Annotated in this window: 14 protein-coding genes; 5 read left to right on the plus strand and 9 right to left on the minus strand. The window is 70.1% G+C overall.

Annotated features, from left to right (window positions below):
- Positions 1-86: 86 nt before the first annotated feature.
- Both ACZ7IB_RS37295 and ACZ7IB_RS37300 read left to right on the plus strand, forming a co-directional pair.
- Positions 87-455 (plus strand): DUF6479 family protein, encoded by a 369-nt coding sequence (locus tag ACZ7IB_RS37295; RefSeq protein ID WP_470918848.1) that lies wholly within the window; start codon positions 87-89, stop codon positions 453-455.
- A 122-nt stretch (positions 456-577) separates the two neighbouring features.
- Entirely contained in the window at positions 578-1,405 is an 828-nt protein-coding gene (locus ACZ7IB_RS37300) for a VOC family protein (RefSeq protein WP_470918850.1), read from the plus strand.
- A 22-nt stretch (positions 1,406-1,427) separates the two neighbouring features.
- Here ACZ7IB_RS37300 and ACZ7IB_RS37305 read toward each other — a convergent pair whose 3' ends face one another.
- Positions 1,428-1,943, minus strand: a complete 516-nt coding sequence (locus tag ACZ7IB_RS37305; RefSeq protein ID WP_470918852.1) for a DUF6328 family protein — start codon at positions 1,941-1,943, stop codon at positions 1,428-1,430.
- A 193-nt stretch (positions 1,944-2,136) separates the two neighbouring features.
- Between ACZ7IB_RS37305 and ACZ7IB_RS37310 the strand changes: the two genes are divergently transcribed.
- Complete coding sequence (locus tag ACZ7IB_RS37310) at positions 2,137-2,508, plus strand: VOC family protein (protein ID WP_470918853.1); 372 nt, start codon at positions 2,137-2,139, stop codon at positions 2,506-2,508.
- 88 nt (positions 2,509-2,596) lie between these two features.
- On the opposite strand, the gene ACZ7IB_RS37315 is transcribed toward ACZ7IB_RS37310, so the two are convergent.
- The 8 genes from ACZ7IB_RS37315 to ACZ7IB_RS37350 form a co-directional block, all read right to left on the minus strand.
- Positions 2,597-3,088 carry a GNAT family N-acetyltransferase gene (locus tag ACZ7IB_RS37315; RefSeq protein ID WP_470918854.1) on the minus strand — a complete coding sequence of 164 codons (492 nt, stop codon included), beginning with the start codon at positions 3,086-3,088 and terminating at the stop codon, positions 2,597-2,599.
- 62 nt (positions 3,089-3,150) lie between these two features.
- Positions 3,151-3,555 carry a DnaJ family domain-containing protein gene (locus ACZ7IB_RS37320; RefSeq protein WP_470918855.1) on the minus strand — a complete coding sequence of 135 codons (405 nt, stop codon included), beginning with the start codon at positions 3,553-3,555 and terminating at the stop codon, positions 3,151-3,153.
- 147 nt (positions 3,556-3,702) lie between these two features.
- Positions 3,703-4,644 (minus strand): hypothetical protein, encoded by a 942-nt coding sequence (locus ACZ7IB_RS37325; RefSeq protein ID WP_470918909.1) that lies wholly within the window; start codon positions 4,642-4,644, stop codon positions 3,703-3,705.
- A gap of 173 nt (positions 4,645-4,817) precedes the next feature.
- Positions 4,818-5,615, minus strand: a complete 798-nt coding sequence (locus ACZ7IB_RS37330; protein ID WP_470918856.1) for a tyrosine-protein phosphatase — start codon at positions 5,613-5,615, stop codon at positions 4,818-4,820.
- 320 nt (positions 5,616-5,935) lie between these two features.
- Positions 5,936-6,349, minus strand: a complete 414-nt coding sequence (locus tag ACZ7IB_RS37335) for an SHOCT domain-containing protein (RefSeq protein ID WP_470918857.1) — start codon at positions 6,347-6,349, stop codon at positions 5,936-5,938.
- Between the two features lie 18 nt (positions 6,350-6,367).
- Complete coding sequence (locus ACZ7IB_RS37340; protein ID WP_470918859.1) at positions 6,368-8,329, minus strand: ABC transporter permease; 1,962 nt, start codon at positions 8,327-8,329, stop codon at positions 6,368-6,370.
- A 104-nt stretch (positions 8,330-8,433) separates the two neighbouring features.
- The gene (modA, locus tag ACZ7IB_RS37345) at positions 8,434-9,240 is read right to left on the minus strand and encodes a molybdate ABC transporter substrate-binding protein (RefSeq protein WP_470918860.1); all 807 of its coding nucleotides are present in this window, start codon (positions 9,238-9,240) and stop codon (positions 8,434-8,436) included.
- A gap of 49 nt (positions 9,241-9,289) precedes the next feature.
- A complete protein-coding gene (locus ACZ7IB_RS37350; protein WP_383074873.1) occupies positions 9,290-9,685 on the minus strand; it encodes a TOBE domain-containing protein in 396 nt (131 codons plus the stop codon).
- 207 nt (positions 9,686-9,892) lie between these two features.
- Between ACZ7IB_RS37350 and mutA the strand changes: the two genes are divergently transcribed.
- Positions 9,893-11,758: a methylmalonyl-CoA mutase small subunit gene (gene mutA / locus ACZ7IB_RS37355; protein WP_470918862.1), complete on the plus strand. Its 1,866-nt coding sequence runs from the start codon at positions 9,893-9,895 to the stop codon at positions 11,756-11,758.
- Positions 11,758-13,959 carry a methylmalonyl-CoA mutase gene (gene scpA, locus ACZ7IB_RS37360; protein WP_470918863.1) on the plus strand — a complete coding sequence of 734 codons (2,202 nt, stop codon included), beginning with the start codon at positions 11,758-11,760 and terminating at the stop codon, positions 13,957-13,959. Before mutA ends, scpA begins: the two co-directional genes overlap by 1 nt.
- Positions 13,960-13,968 lie beyond the last annotated feature (9 nt).

Consider the following 13,968-nt stretch of genomic DNA (forward strand, 5'->3'; position numbering starts at 1 on the left):
GAAACACTTTTAGATTTATATCCACTTAAAACATGAATTCACAGTCATTACCGAGTGCCGCCTCTGCCTCGGGGTATCCGGGAGGCATGGATGTATCGAACGGAGACCTCAGCTCGCTGGCCCTCACCCTCGCCGACGGGCGGGGCGCGACCGGCGTGATCATGGGCATTGTCGGAGTGGCGCTGGTGGGCGTGCTGATCGGTGCCGTCTGGCTGGGCAGGCGGCGCCGAGCCCAGGAGCTGCCTCCACCCCGGCCCGAGGAGCAGCCGCTGCGGCCCGACCACCGGAGCCATATCGAGCAACGCGATGTCCACGGCGACGACAGCTTCCCGCCCGACGGCCGGGGCCTGTCCCCCTATGAGCTCGGTGACCACGGAAGCGAGACCATCCGTCGCGACAGCGACGAGCAGCGTGACCGGCCTCCGGGAGACCAGGGGACGCAGGCGCCTCACTGAGCAGCTGCGGCGAGGCAGCGGGGTGCTGCGTGTTGCGGGAGCGACCGCTCGCGGCGAGGCTGGTGAGGCTCCGACGGCCGCCGGCACGCGCAGGCCGCAGAACCGATGAAGGCAGTAGGACCATGACCGGAAGCCATCCTGGGACGGCGTCGATGCCGGCGCCGCTGACCGGATCCGCAGCGCCCTGCTGGGTCAACCTCATGACCCGCGACCTGGAATCCGCGCAGAAGTTCTACGCCGCCGTGCTGGGCTGGACCTTCCGGCCGGGCAAGCTGGGGCAGGAGTTCTCCGTCGCACGCCGCGGGGATGTGCCGGTCGCCGGCATCGGTGCGGTGGCGACCGCCTACCGGGTGGCCGTGGCCTGGACCCCGTACTTCGCCGTCCCCGACGCCGACGCGGCGGCCTCACGCATCCGTGAGCGCAGCGGCACGGTCGCGGTGGGACCGCTGGCACTCGGCAAGGGGCGCGGGGCCCTGGCGGCGGACCTCGACGGTGCGGTGTTCGGCATCTGGGAGCGGATCGAGCCCGCGACTTCGCCCCCCGCGCCGGACGACCGCTCGCACGCCTGGCTGCGACTGCACACCAGGAACGCCTTCGATGCGGCGATCTTCTACGGCGGGGTGCTCGACTGGGCGAGCGGGCGGCCCGGGTGCTGCGAGGTGTCGTACGAGAAGGACGAGGTCATCGTCGAGTGCGAGGGGCGTCAGCTCGCCCGGATCAGCTCCGGTGCAGTGGAGGCGGCACCCGATCCGCTGGTCCGCCCGCACTGGCAGGTCCACTTCCCCGTCGCCGATCTGGTGGCCACGGTCGAGGCGGCGCGGCGGCACGGCGGCAGTCTGGTCGAGCAGCGTCCGCTGGGGCAGGGCAGCGAGGCGACTCTGCTGGACCCGGACGGCGGGCTCTTCACGGTCACGGACGCCCAAGGCCCCGTTGCCGGCGATTCCGGCTGAACGGACCTCCCGCGCACAGCGGTCACTTCTCTCGCTCGAGTGAGGAGCGGGTCAGCGCCCAGGCCGGAAACACGAACCAGCAGACCAGGAACCACAGCGCCATGCCGCCGACCAGCCACAGGGCGAGAGGGTTGTGCAGGGCCACCCGCAGGATGAGCAGCAGCGCGGAACACATGGTGCACAGCAGCAGAACCAGCCCGAGCACGGTCAGCCGTGACGCCCAGGTGACCGTCTGCGGCTTGAGCCGCCGTCCGGTGAGCAGCCGGTGGTACGACACGGGCCCGATGAGGGCGGCAACGGTGGCGGAGCCCAGCATCACGGTGACCACATAGATGGTGCGGTCCGTGTCCGACAGCTCGGTGAAGCGCGGCTGGAAGACGACGGCGAGCAGGAAGCCGAACAGGATCTGGACGCCCGTCTGGGCCACCCGCAGTTCCTGGAGCAGTTCGTTCCACTGCCGGTCCGCCCGTTCCTCCGGCGTCTCGTGGCGGCCAATGTCGCGGCCCGGGCCGCCGGGGAGGTGGGATGTCGAGGTCACCGTGCGCCTCCGTCCGAATGCGCGGAGTACTTCGCCTTCCCCTCCTCCCCCACCGTAGACCTCGCGGCGGGCGCACCGGGCCTCGACGACCGGCACGACCCCGCCTAGGATCTTGAGTACGGCATCGCGCGTCGGTCACCGGCCGGGTGAGGCGTGGAGGCGCCCGTGAGATGCCCGTTGGAGGCATTCCACAGTGTCAGTCGAGTTGAATCACACCATCATTCACGCCCGTGACAACCGGGAATCCGCCGAGTTCCTGGCGAACATACTGGGTCTGGAAGTCGGCGGGGAATGGGGCCCGTTCATACCGGTCGCCACCGCGAACGGGGTCACCCTGGACTTCGCGACCATTCCCGAAGCGTCGATCGTCATGCAGCACTACGCCTTCCTCGTCTCGGAGGCGGAGTTCGACACGGCGTATGCCCGTATCAAGGAGCTCGGGATCACGTACTACGCGGATCCGCATCGGAAGCATCCGGGCGAGATCAACCACAACCACGGCGGCCGAGGCGTCTACTTCCTCGATCCCGCCGGTCACGCCATGGAGATCATCACGCGTCCGTAGGGGGCTGGATCTCGTAACACAACGTGCTGGAAAGGGGGGTTCGGCCGGGGTCCGTGCACGGGTTCCGGCCGTGCCCTTCCGCGTCGGGTCAGGCGATCGGCAGTAGCAGTTCGGGCCGTTCCCACATCACCGCGGGCGGGCTGGCAGCAAGGGTGCCGGTCCGCCGGGCTCCGACACTGCGGTAGAAGCCCTCGGCGGGCGGATGCGAGACGATACGGACGCCGGTCAGGCCGGCGCTCTGCGCCTCGTCGCGCAGGTGCCCGATGAGCAGCCGCCCGATGCCGAGCCCCTGCGCATCGTCGGCGACGAACATGAGGTCGAGTTCCGGCGGGGCGAGGATCAGCGAGTAGAAGCCGAGGAGCCGGTCGGTGCCGGGCTCGACGGCCGCGAAGACCTGGTGGGTCTCGATGTAGTCGGGCCCCACCCGGTATCCGGCGACCATGGCGGCGTAGTGTCCCTCATAGGCTCGGGATTTCCTGACCAGCCGGGTGAGCCGCTTCGCGTCCCGTGCGGTCGCCCGCCTGATCCGTACCGCCTCGCTGCGCGCCCCGCCACCCGGACGCGTAATGCTCGATGTCATGGAGCGAGTATTACGCATCCGGCTGCGGGGAACCCACTCCCGGGTCCGCGGGCTCCCGACTGCTACGACGGTCCGCGCGCGGCGCGCCACTCCTCGACCATGGCGTCGATGTCGAACGGCTTGAGGTTCAGCAAGGGGCCCGGCGGCGGGCGCCCGATGGCTGCCCGGATCTTCTCGTTGACTTCCGTCAGCATGCGCCGCACCTCGGCCTCCGTCCGCGCCCCGGGCACGGCGTCGCGCACATCCTCCGCCTCTTTGCGCAGCGCCAGTGTCGGCGGGAGCACCGACACCCCTTCCCGCTGCATCTTCTGCTTGATCCACCAGGTCTCGTCATAGGGAGCGTCAAGGCCGTCGAGCGGCTTGCCGAATCCCGGCAACTGCGAGAAGTCGCCGCGTTGCTCGGACTCGCGGATCTGCTTGTCGACCCATGATTCGAAGCTGACGCCCGCAGGCTTGCGTTCGGTCAACGTACGCCCCTCTCGGAGGATTCGTGATCCTGCCCTTTCACGATACCGAGGGGCCACAGGAGCACCCGCTGTGCCCACGTCGTCACCTCGCAACGGGCGTCGGCGCAACGCCGCTTCGGGGTTGGGGGGCACACCCTCGCGCCCGCTTCAGTGCGCGTGCCCGCCGGTTGCCCCTGCCCGGCTCTCCTCATGGCCGGCGCCCCCCTTCCCCGAGGCCGCCACCGGAACGGTGAACGCCGCGGTGCGGACCTTCCCTTCGTGCTGGAAGTCGAGGAAGAGCCGGTACGTACCCGCACTGGGCGCCGTCGCCGTGAAGGACACCTCGGGCCCCGGGCCGCCCTCGTTCGGGTGGACGTGCAGATAGGCCAGGTCGCCCGAGCGCAGCGCGACCAGATGCCCGTACGCGCCGAGGTAAGGCTGCAGATCGGTGACGGGCCCGCCGTTCCGGCTGACGGTCAGCTTCAGCTCTCCGCCTTGGCCGGCGCGGAGTTCGCCGTCGAGTGCGACGCGGTAGCCGTCCACCTCGGCGGTGGTGCGCGGGACCGGCAGAGCCGCGGGGCGGTAGGTGCCGGAGACGGCCAGATCCGCGCCCAGCGTGAGGTTCTCGGCACCCTCGGCGGCCGGCGTGAAGTCGGCGAACGCCCGGTAGCCACCGGCCTCGGGCAGGTCGACGGGGGTCGACCAGATGCCGTCGGCGGCGCGGACGGGGTGCAGGTGCCGGAATTCGGTGAGATCGCTCGACGCAAGGATGAAGTGCAGTTCCTTGCCGTGCTCGCGTTGATAGGCGGTGACCTTGCGGCCACTGTCATCCGTGATGGCGAACCTGATCTCGGTCCGGGCCCCTGCCCGTATGGTGGGCGTTTCGAGGGTCAGCGTGTAACCGCCGTCGGAGATCTGCAGTCCTTTGGCCACTTGATCCGTCGCCCCCTTCACCCTGTTCTCCTCTCCCGCGCCGTGGCCGGCGTGCTGCTGCGCGGGGCGGTCCTCAGCGGCCACGAGCGGGTCGGCGCCCCTCCCCACGCCGTACGCGGTCCCGAAGGTCGCGGCGAGCGCGGCGGCGAAAGCCGTGATCCTCAGTGCGTTGTTCATGACGGTGTCCTCCATCGGGTCCATCGGGAGGCGACGCTCCACGATGGGACTCAACATACCCCCTGGGGGTATCAGGTCAACCCGGGAGTGCGTCATGGCTTGCCGATTTCTTCTCACTTCCGAGAGAGACCGGCCGATGACACCGGGAAGGGACCGGGGTCTCGGCGTCCGGCTCAGGCGGACACCACGAGCCCGCTGCGCAGCCGCTCCACCGCGGCCTCCGGAATTCTCAGGCCATCGCGCACATACCCGTCGAGCCCGCCCCACCTCTCGTCCATGGCGTCCAGCGCCATGTCGAGATAGCGGGGGCGGACCTCGATGATCGCGGACGCGATCTCCGGGTCACCGCCCGCATCGAGGAAGCCCTGTACGTACGGGGCGTAGGCGACCCGAACGACCGGGTTCACCGCGAGGAACTCGGCCCGCACCACATCCCGTGACGCACCGACCAGCATCAGCAGCAGCGCGGCGGCCCAGCCGGTACGGTCCTTGCCGGCCGTGCAGTGGAAGAGCACCGGGCGGGCCCGGTCGTCGGCGGCCGTCTCCACGAAGGCCCGGTAAGCGGCGGCGGCACCCGGCGAGAGCACCATCTGACGGTAGGTCTCGGCGAACATCTCCTCGGCCTTCCCGCTCCCCAGCAGTTGCTCCGCCTCGAGCGGATCGGCGAGCAGCGCACGCAGCCGGGCGGGCGCCACACCCGGGTTGTCGCCGAGCACATCGGCGACGAAGAGCCGCGCACCGGGCGGCAGCCGGTCGGGGGCCGCCGCACGCTCGTCGGCAGTGCGCAGATCGACGACGGTACGGATACCGAGCGCGGCCACCGCCATGTCCTGCGCCGCGTCCAGGCCGCTGAGCTGGCCGGAGCGCAGCACGGCGCCCGACCGGACCCGATGGTCAGGCCCCAGAGCGATGCCGCCCAGGTCGCGAAGATTGATGACGGTGGATGCCGGGACGGCCCTGGCGGTTTGCACGATGAACTTCCCCTTTTCCCGACACGTATCCGAATTGCTTCGACCTGGCCGGATCAAACGTCGCACGCGGTCGGGAGATCGACAAAGTAAAACGCCGGAGGAGCACCGATCGACGACGTCGAAGGAGATAAAGGAAATGTGAAATTGCAACCGCCCCCTCCAGGTCAGGGGCACAGCACATTTAGACCGACCGGGTCCTGGTCTTAATGGGCCACGCTTCTGCGGCAACTCGCTCGACATGGAACAGTTGTCGCGTCGTGGGCAGGGCCGACAGCCGTTGATTTTCCGACCGCACGATTCCCCGCCGCGGCACAACCGGATCAGTCCGCCAGGATCTTCATCTTCTGGGCCTCGAACTCGGCATCGGTCAGGATGCCCTGCTTCTTCAGCTCGGCCGGCCGCTCCAACCGGCTGATGAGATCGTCCGCAGGCGGTGCGGCGGGGCCTGCTGCTGTGCGGTCTGCGGCTCCGCGGCATATTGCTGCACCTGCCCTTCGGCCGCTTCCTGGGCGTCGCGTGCGGCGAACTTCGCCTGCTGGTGCTGCTGAACCCGTCCGCTGACCGCCGAAGCGGTCCCCGCGACGACGGCTGTACGGGCCACGGTCGGAGCTGCCCAGCGGCACCTGCTCCCCCGGCGCTCGGATGTCTCCACGGTTCAGCAGGTCGGTGACCACGCCTTCGACCGGCTCGAACGACACGAGCTCATCGAGGTCGAGGTCTTCCGGTTCGATCACGTCGAGGAGGTGATTCCGTCACAGGGTGACGACGGTGACCTCGGTTGCCTTCACGCTGGTCCAGATGGCCGTCCCTTCGCTGAGAGCCAGCTCGGTCGCCGCCTCGGGGGTGATCTCGGCAACCAGGTCCGGAGCCTCGTCGGAGGCGATCACCACCCGGAGCCGGCTGCCCACGGCGGTGAGCTCGCGAACCGTTCCGGACCAGACGTTGCGGGGGCTTCCTCCGGGCCTGTCGTGATGCACGGCGACCGCTTCCGGCGCGATGACCGCGAGGGCTGCCGTCCCCTCGGTGAGGGAGTCCGCGACGACCAGGCGGCCGCCGCCGGCGAGGGCGAGGGTGCCGTCGGGAGCAGCGGTACCGGGCCAGGCGTTGCGGCCGAGCATCCGGGCGACCCACGGCGAGCGCGGATGCCGGGTCACCTCGGCAGGCGCCGCGTACTGGAGGGTGCGGCCCTCGTCGAGTACGAGTACCCGGTCGGCCAGTGAAACCGCTTCGACGGGGTCGTGGGTGACGATCAGACAGACGCCGCCGAACCCGGCGAGATGGGTGCGCAGGGTGTGCCGGACATGGGCGCGGGTGGTCTGGTCGAGCGCGGCGAGCGGCTCGTCGAGCAGCAGCAGCCAGGGGCGGGCGGCGAGCGCCCGGGCCAGGGCCACGCGCTGGGCCTGGCCGCCGGAGAGCTGGGCGGGCCTGCGGTGGGCGAGACGGCCGACGCCCAGCCGGTCGAGCCACTGCTGCGCCTCGCGGCGGGCCTCGGCCCGGGGAACGCCGTGGGCGCGGAGCCCGTACGCGGTATTCGTCAGTGCGCTCAGATGTGGGAAGAGCGCACCGTTCTGCGGCACCCAGGCCACCTGGCGGCGGTGCGGGGGCAACTCGGTGACATCGGTTTCGCCGAGGCGCAGTCGGGCCCGGGCGCGCGGGGTCAGGCCGAGAAGGGCGCGCAGGAGGGTCGTCTTGCCCGCGCCGTTGGGTCCGACGACGGCGATCGTGGTGCCGGGCGCCGCGTCGAGGGTCAGCCGGTTGAAGCCGGTGACCTCGGCGTGCAGCGACCGGCGTTCCTGCGGAACCGGAGGCATTTCGTCGCTCCGTCGGGCGGCCTGAGCACCTGTGGTGTCCGTATCGCCCCTGCCGTCCGTGTCGTCGGCCACGGGCTCGGGGCCGCGTGAGCGGTCGCGTGGCGCTCCGGTCCAGCGCCCGCGCAGAGCGACGAGTACGGCCATGGCTATGGCGAGCAGGAGGAGCGATACCGATGTGGCGGCCTCCGGGGAGTCCTGGAGCAACAGGTAGACCTGGAGGGGCAGCGTCTGGGTGGTGCCCGGCAGGTTGCCCGCGAAGGTGATGGTCGCACCGAACTCGCCGAGCGCCCGCGCCCAGGTGAGTGCGGCACCGGCGGCGAGACCGGGGGCGACCATCGGGAGGGTGACCGTGAAGAACACCCGGGCCGGTGAGGCCCCCAGCGAGGCGGCGGTCTCCTCGTACGAGGGGCGCAGACCGGCCAGTGCTCCTTCTAGGCTGATGACGAGGAACGGCATCGCGACGAAGGTCGCCGCGACCACCGCGCCCGAGGTGTGGAACGGCAGCGTGATCCCGAAAGTGTTCTCGAGCCAGGGTCCGAGCAGACCCCGGCGGCCGAAGCCGAGGAGCAGTGCCACGCCTCCGACAGTGGGCGGCAGCACCATCGGCAGGAGGACCAGTGAGCGGACGAGCGCCTTGCCGGGGAAGTCGACCCGGGCCAGCAGCCAGGCCAGGGGCACCCCGAGCAGGAGCGAGAGGCCCAGGGCCCAGAACGAGACGAGCAGGGACAGCCTGAGCGCCTGCGTGACACCGGGGCTGGTCAGATGAGTGCCCAGGTCGGCCCAGGAGGTCCGGGCCAGGATGCCGATCAACGGCATCAACAGGAACGCGATGGCGAGCAGCGCGGGGAGCGCGAGGGCGACAGGGGTGCGCGCGCCGGGCACACGGCTGCGGAGGGCTTTCATCGGAGGTTCCCGGGATCGGTCGGCAGGTGCAGGGCTGGCTCAGCCGCAGGGGCTGCCCCGGTTCCCCGGCCCGGGCAGCCCCTGCGGTGCGTACGGCGTGCCGGCTACGGCTGCTGGAAGCCTGCGGCCTGCAGGATCTTCTGCGCCTCGGGGGTGCTCAGCCACTTCACGAACGCCGTGGCGGCCTCGGTGTTCTTGGACTGCCGCAGCGTAGCCGCCGGGTAGGACGCGACGGCGTTCTGCGCGTCGGGGATGTCGACGGCGTCGACCTTGTCGGTGGCCGTGGCGGCATCGGTCTGGTAGACGATGCCCGCATCGGCCTCGCCCAGCTCGACCTTGCTGAGGACGGCGCGGACGTTGGGCTCCTGGGACACCGGCTTGACGGTGAGCTTCTGGGCGTCGAGGACCTGCTTGCTGTAGCGGCCGACCGGAACCTCGGGTGCGGCCAGGACCACCTTGAGCCTGGGGTCGGTCAGGTCCTTCAGGTTCGCGATCTTCTCCGGGTTGCCCTCCCCGGTGGCGATGACGAGGCGGTTCTTGGCAATGACGGTGGGGGTACCGGTGTCGGACTTCAGCCCGTCCATCGTCTTGGTGTCCGCGGTGACCAGGGCGTCAGCGGGTGCGCCCTGCTTGACCTGGGCGGCGAGTTCCTGGGACCCGGCGAAGGAGAACGTCACCTTCGTACCCGGGTGTTCCTTCTCGTACGCGGCGCCCGCGGTCTTGAACACATCGGTGAGCGAGGCCGCGGCCAGCACCGTCAGCCGGCCCTCGGGGGCGCCGGACGACGCCGCGGACTTTCCGGCGGAGTCCTTCTTGTTGTCGTCACCGCTGCCGCAGGCGGCGAGCGGGAACAGCAGGGCGGCGGTCGCGATCGCGGCAGCTGTGCGGCGCCTGGTGAAGGTGGTCGTCATGTTGACGGGGGGCTCCTTGGAGTTGATGTGCGTCGCAGGTGATACGCGATCAGACGCGGTCGATGTGCACGTTGGTGGACTTCACACGAGCGGTGGCCTGCATACCGACCTCCAGGCCGAGTTCCTCGACGGCCTCCCGGGTGAGCAGCGACACCAGCCGGTGCGGGCCTGCCTGGATCTCTACCTGGGCCGCGACATCGCCGAGCTTCACTCCGGTGACGATGCCCGGGAAGGCGTTGCGGGCCGACGTGTACGAGGTCTCGTCCTCGCCTCCCCCGCCCTGGCCGATCTCGATGGAGAACGCGGCCAGATCACGGCCGTCGATGAGCCTGCGGCCGCCTTCGTCACGGTGGGTCGCGACCCTTCCGGCGTCCGCCCAGCGACGGGCCGTGTCGGGGCTGACCCCCAGCAGACGCGCCGCCTGCCCGATTGTGTAGGACTGCATGTGCGACAACATATTCGGACTGATCTCGCAACTGCAATCCATACAGCCGATCCATGGAGCAAACGCCAGGCACATTGGAGGAAGCGCCAAGCCACCGGAGTCACGCCGGGTAAGCGACCGTGTGTGAAGGATCAAGTGCGCTCGGAGAGGGCAAGGTCACAGACGGAGCACCTGCTGCTCGTCTGAGACCTGACCTAGCATCTGGGCATGACGGTCCTGCCTGCCGACGGGCTTTCGTTGGCCGCCGAGTTCCCTCACCCCGCCCATGAACAGTGGCAAAGCCTTGTCGAAGGCGTGCTGCGCAAATCGGGCAAGGATGTTGCGGGTTCGGCCGCCGAGGAAGCACTGTCCACCACGGTGGAGGACGGGCTCATCACCCGCCCCCTCTACACCTCGCGCGACAGCGCGCCCGATGCCGGATATCCGGGCTTCGCCCCCTTCACCCGCGGCGGCAAGGCCGAGGGCAACGCGGCGGGCGGCTGGGACGTACGGCAGCGGCACACCCTGCCGGATCCTGCGCGTCTCAACGAGGCGGTGCTCGCCGATCTGGAGAACGGTGTCACCTCGCTGTGGCTGACCGTGGGCGGTAGCGGCGGCGTTCCGGTGTCCGCTCTGGCGGGGGCGCTGGACGGCGTATATCTCGATCTGGCTGCCGTGGTGCTGGACGCTGGAAGCGAACTCGACGCTGCGGCGACGGAGTTGCTGCGGCTCTACGCGGAGCGGGGCGTCGATGCGCACACCGCGCGCGGCAACCTCGGCGCCGACCCGCTCGGGCAGGCCGCCCGCAGCGGCGCCGAACCCGGCCTGACGGCGGCGGTCCACTGGGCACAGCGGTGCGCGCAGGAGTATCCCGGGCTGCGGGCCCTGACCATCGACGCTCTGCCGTACCACGAGGCCGGCGGCTCGGCCGCCGAGGAGCTGGGCGCTTCGCTGGCGACAGGTGTCGCCTATCTGCGGGCGCTGACGGAGGCCGGGCTCTGTGTCGAAGAGGCCTGTGCGCAGATGGAGTTCCGGTACGCGGCGACGGCCGATCAGTTCCTGACCATCGCCAAACTGCGGGCCGCTCGGCGGCTGTGGGCCCGGGTGGCCGAGGTGTGCGGGGCCGCCGATGCCGGGGCGCAGCGCCAGCACGCGGTGACGTCCTCGGTGATGATGACGCGGCGCGATCCCTGGGTGAACATGCTGCGCACGACGCTGGCATGTCTGGGCGCGGGTGTCGGCGGGGCCGACTCCGTCACCGTGCTGCCGTTCGATCACGCCCTGGGCCTGCCGGACGCGTTCGCCCGGCGCATCGCCCGCAATACGTCGACGATCCTGCTGGAGGAGTCGCATCTGGCCCGGGTGATCGACCCGGCGGGCGGTTCCTGGTACGTGGAGCGGCTCACCGCCGAACTCGCCGACGCCGCCTGGGCGTTCTTCCAGGAGATCGAGCGGTCGGGCGGCCAGGCGGCCGCCTTGCGCTCGGGAATGATCGGCGAGCGTCTCGCGGCCACCTGGGCGGCACGCAGCAAGGATCTGGCCCGCCGCAAGGAGCCGGTCACCGGCGTCAGTGAGTTCCCGCAGCTGGCGGAGCGCGTGGTGGAGCGCGAGGCGGCCCCCGCCAAGGTGTCCGCCACGGGATCGGGCGGTCTGCCCAGGGTCCGTCGTGACGAGGCGTTCGAGGTGCTGCGCGCCCGGTCGGACGCCCATCTCGCGGCGACCGGGCAACGGCCGCGGGTGTTCCTCGCCGCGCTCGGCCCGGCCTCGGCGCACACCGCGCGGGCGTCCTTCGCCTCGAACCTGTTCCAGGCCGGCGGGATCGAACCGGTCCACGACCCGGTCTCGGTCGACGCGGCAACGGCCGCCGACGCATTCAGGGCCGGCGGGGCCACCGTGGCGTGTCTCTGCTCCAGCGACACCCTGTACGCCGAGCAGGCCGGGGCGGTCGCCGAGGCACTGGGCTCGGCCGGTGCCCAGCGCGTGTTCCTCGCGGGCCGACCCGGCGAGTACACCGGTGTCGACGAGTACGTCTTCGCGGGCTCCGATGTGGTGGCCGTGCTCTCTTCCCTTCTCGACCGCATGGGTGTGGCGTAATGCGTATCCCTGACTTCTCCGACATCGAGCTCGGACCGGGCGGCGCCGCCGAGGTGCCCGAAGACCAGTGGCGCGCCTCGGTGAAGGAGTCCTCCGGCCGTTCCGACGGCGACCTGCTGTGGGAGACCCCGGAAGGCATCACGGTCAAGCCGCTGTACACCGGGCGCGACCTGGAGGGGCTCGACTTCCTCGGTACATATCCGGGCATGGCCCCGTATCTGCGGGGCCCCTATCCGACGATGTACGTCAACCAGCCCTGGACGATCCGGCAGTACGCCGGGTTCTCCACCGCCGAGGAGTCCAACGCCTTCTACCGCCGCAACCTCGCGGCCGGCCAGAAGGGCCTCTCCGTCGCCTTCGACCTGCCGACCCACCGCGGCTACGACAGCGACCACCCGCGGGTGACCGGCGACGTCGGCATGGCCGGCGTGGCGATCGACTCGATCTACGACATGCGTCAGCTCTTCGACGGCATTCCGTTGGACAGGATGTCGGTTTCCATGACGATGAACGGCGCGGTGCTCCCCGTACTCGCGCTGTACATCGTGGCCGCCGAGGAACAGGGCGTTGGGCCCGAGAAGCTGGCCGGGACCATTCAGAACGACATTCTGAAAGAGTTCATGGTCCGCAACACATACATCTATCCGCCGAAGCCCTCGATGCGGATCATCTCCGACATCTTCGCGTACACCTCGCAGAAGATGCCGCGCTACAACTCGATCTCCATCTCCGGCTATCACATCCAGGAGGCGGGTGCGACAGCCGATCTGGAGCTGGCGTACACCCTCGCGGACGGGGTGGAGTATCTGCGGGCCGGGCGGGACGCCGGTCTTGATGTGGACGCGTTCGCGCCGCGGCTGTCGTTCTTCTGGGCGATCGGCATGAACTTCTTCATGGAGATCGCGAAGTTGCGGGCGGCCCGGCTGCTCTGGGCCAAGCTGGTCAAGGAGTTCGATCCGAAGAACGCCAAGTCGCTGTCCCTGCGTACCCATTCACAGACATCGGGGTGGTCGCTGACCGCTCAGGACGTGTTCAACAACGTCACCCGGACCTGTGTGGAGGCGATGGCCGCCACCCAGGGGCACACCCAGTCGCTGCACACCAACGCGCTCGACGAGGCCCTCGCCCTGCCGACGGACTTCTCGGCTCGGATCGCACGGAACACCCAGCTGCTGCTCCAGCAGGAGTCGGGCACCGGCCGGGTCATCGACCCGTGGGGCGGCAGCGCGTACGTGGAGCGGCTGACGTACGACCTGGCGCGCCGGGCCTGGCAGCACATCCGGGAGGTAGAGGCGGCGGGCGGCATGGCGCAGGCCATCGACGCGGGCATCCCGAAGCTCAGGGTCGAGGAGGCCGCGGCCCGTACCCAGGCGCGCATCGACTCCGGGCGCCAGCCGGTGATCGGGGTCAACAAGTACCGGGTGGAGACCGACGAGCAGATCGATGTGCTCAAGGTCGACAACTCCTCGGTGCGCACCCAGCAGATCGAGAAGCTGCGCCGGCTGCGCGAGGAACGCGACGAGTCGGCGTGCCAGGCCGCGCTGCGGGCGCTGACGGCGGCGGCCGAGCGGGCCCCCGGCCCCGGCCTCGAAGGCAATCTGCTGGCACTCGCCGTCGACGCGGCACGCGCGATGGCGACCGTGGGTGAGATCTCGGACGCCCTGGAGAAGGTATACGGGAGGCATGCGGGCCAGATCCGTACGATCTCCGGTGTGTACCGCAACGAGGCAGGTGAATCCCCTTCCGTGGACCGGACCCGGGTGCTGGTGGACCGGTTCGAGGAGGCCGAGGGGCGCCGTCCGCGCATCCTGGTCGCCAAGATGGGGCAGGACGGCCACGACCGCGGCCAGAAAGTGATCTCCACGGCCTTTGCCGACCTGGGCTTCGACGTCGACGTCGGCCCGCTGTTCCAGACACCGGCCGAGGTGGCACGGCAGGCGGTGGAGGCGGACGTGCACATCGTGGGCGTCTCCTCGCTGGCCGCCGGGCACCTCACGCTCGTACCGGCGCTCCGCGAGGAGCTGGCCGCCGAGGGCCGCGACGACATCATGATCGTAGTGGGCGGGGTGATTCCGCCGCAGGACGTCGAGGCATTGCACGAGGCGGGGGCGACGGCGGTGTTCCCGCCCGGAACCGTGATTCCGGATGCCGCGTACGACCTGGTGACGCGGCTCGGTGCCGCGCTCGGCCACGAGCTGTGAGCCGCTGAC

It is taken from the genome of Streptomyces sp. NPDC037301, from assembly GCF_055602785.1.

Excerpts from the sequence above, each read along its gene's own strand:
- modA (WP_470918860.1), bottom strand. The coding sequence starts at position 9,240 with ATGACGACCACCTTCACCAGGCGCCGCACAGCTGCCGCGATCGCGACC.
- ACZ7IB_RS37340 (WP_470918859.1), bottom strand. The coding sequence starts at position 8,329 with ATGAAAGCCCTCCGCAGCCGTGTGCCCGGCGCGCGCACCCCTGTCGCC.
- scpA (WP_470918863.1), top strand. The coding sequence starts at position 11,758 with ATGCGTATCCCTGACTTCTCCGACATCGAGCTCGGACCGGGCGGCGCC.
- ACZ7IB_RS37300 (WP_470918850.1), top strand. The coding sequence starts at position 578 with ATGACCGGAAGCCATCCTGGGACGGCGTCGATGCCGGCGCCGCTGACC.
- mutA (WP_470918862.1), top strand. The coding sequence starts at position 9,893 with ATGACGGTCCTGCCTGCCGACGGGCTTTCGTTGGCCGCCGAGTTCCCT.
- ACZ7IB_RS37315 (WP_470918854.1), bottom strand. The coding sequence starts at position 3,088 with ATGACATCGAGCATTACGCGTCCGGGTGGCGGGGCGCGCAGCGAGGCG.
- ACZ7IB_RS37295 (WP_470918848.1), top strand. The coding sequence starts at position 87 with ATGGATGTATCGAACGGAGACCTCAGCTCGCTGGCCCTCACCCTCGCC.
- ACZ7IB_RS37325 (WP_470918909.1), bottom strand. The coding sequence starts at position 4,644 with ATGAACAACGCACTGAGGATCACGGCTTTCGCCGCCGCGCTCGCCGCG.
- ACZ7IB_RS37350 (WP_383074873.1), bottom strand. The coding sequence starts at position 9,685 with ATGCAGTCCTACACAATCGGGCAGGCGGCGCGTCTGCTGGGGGTCAGC.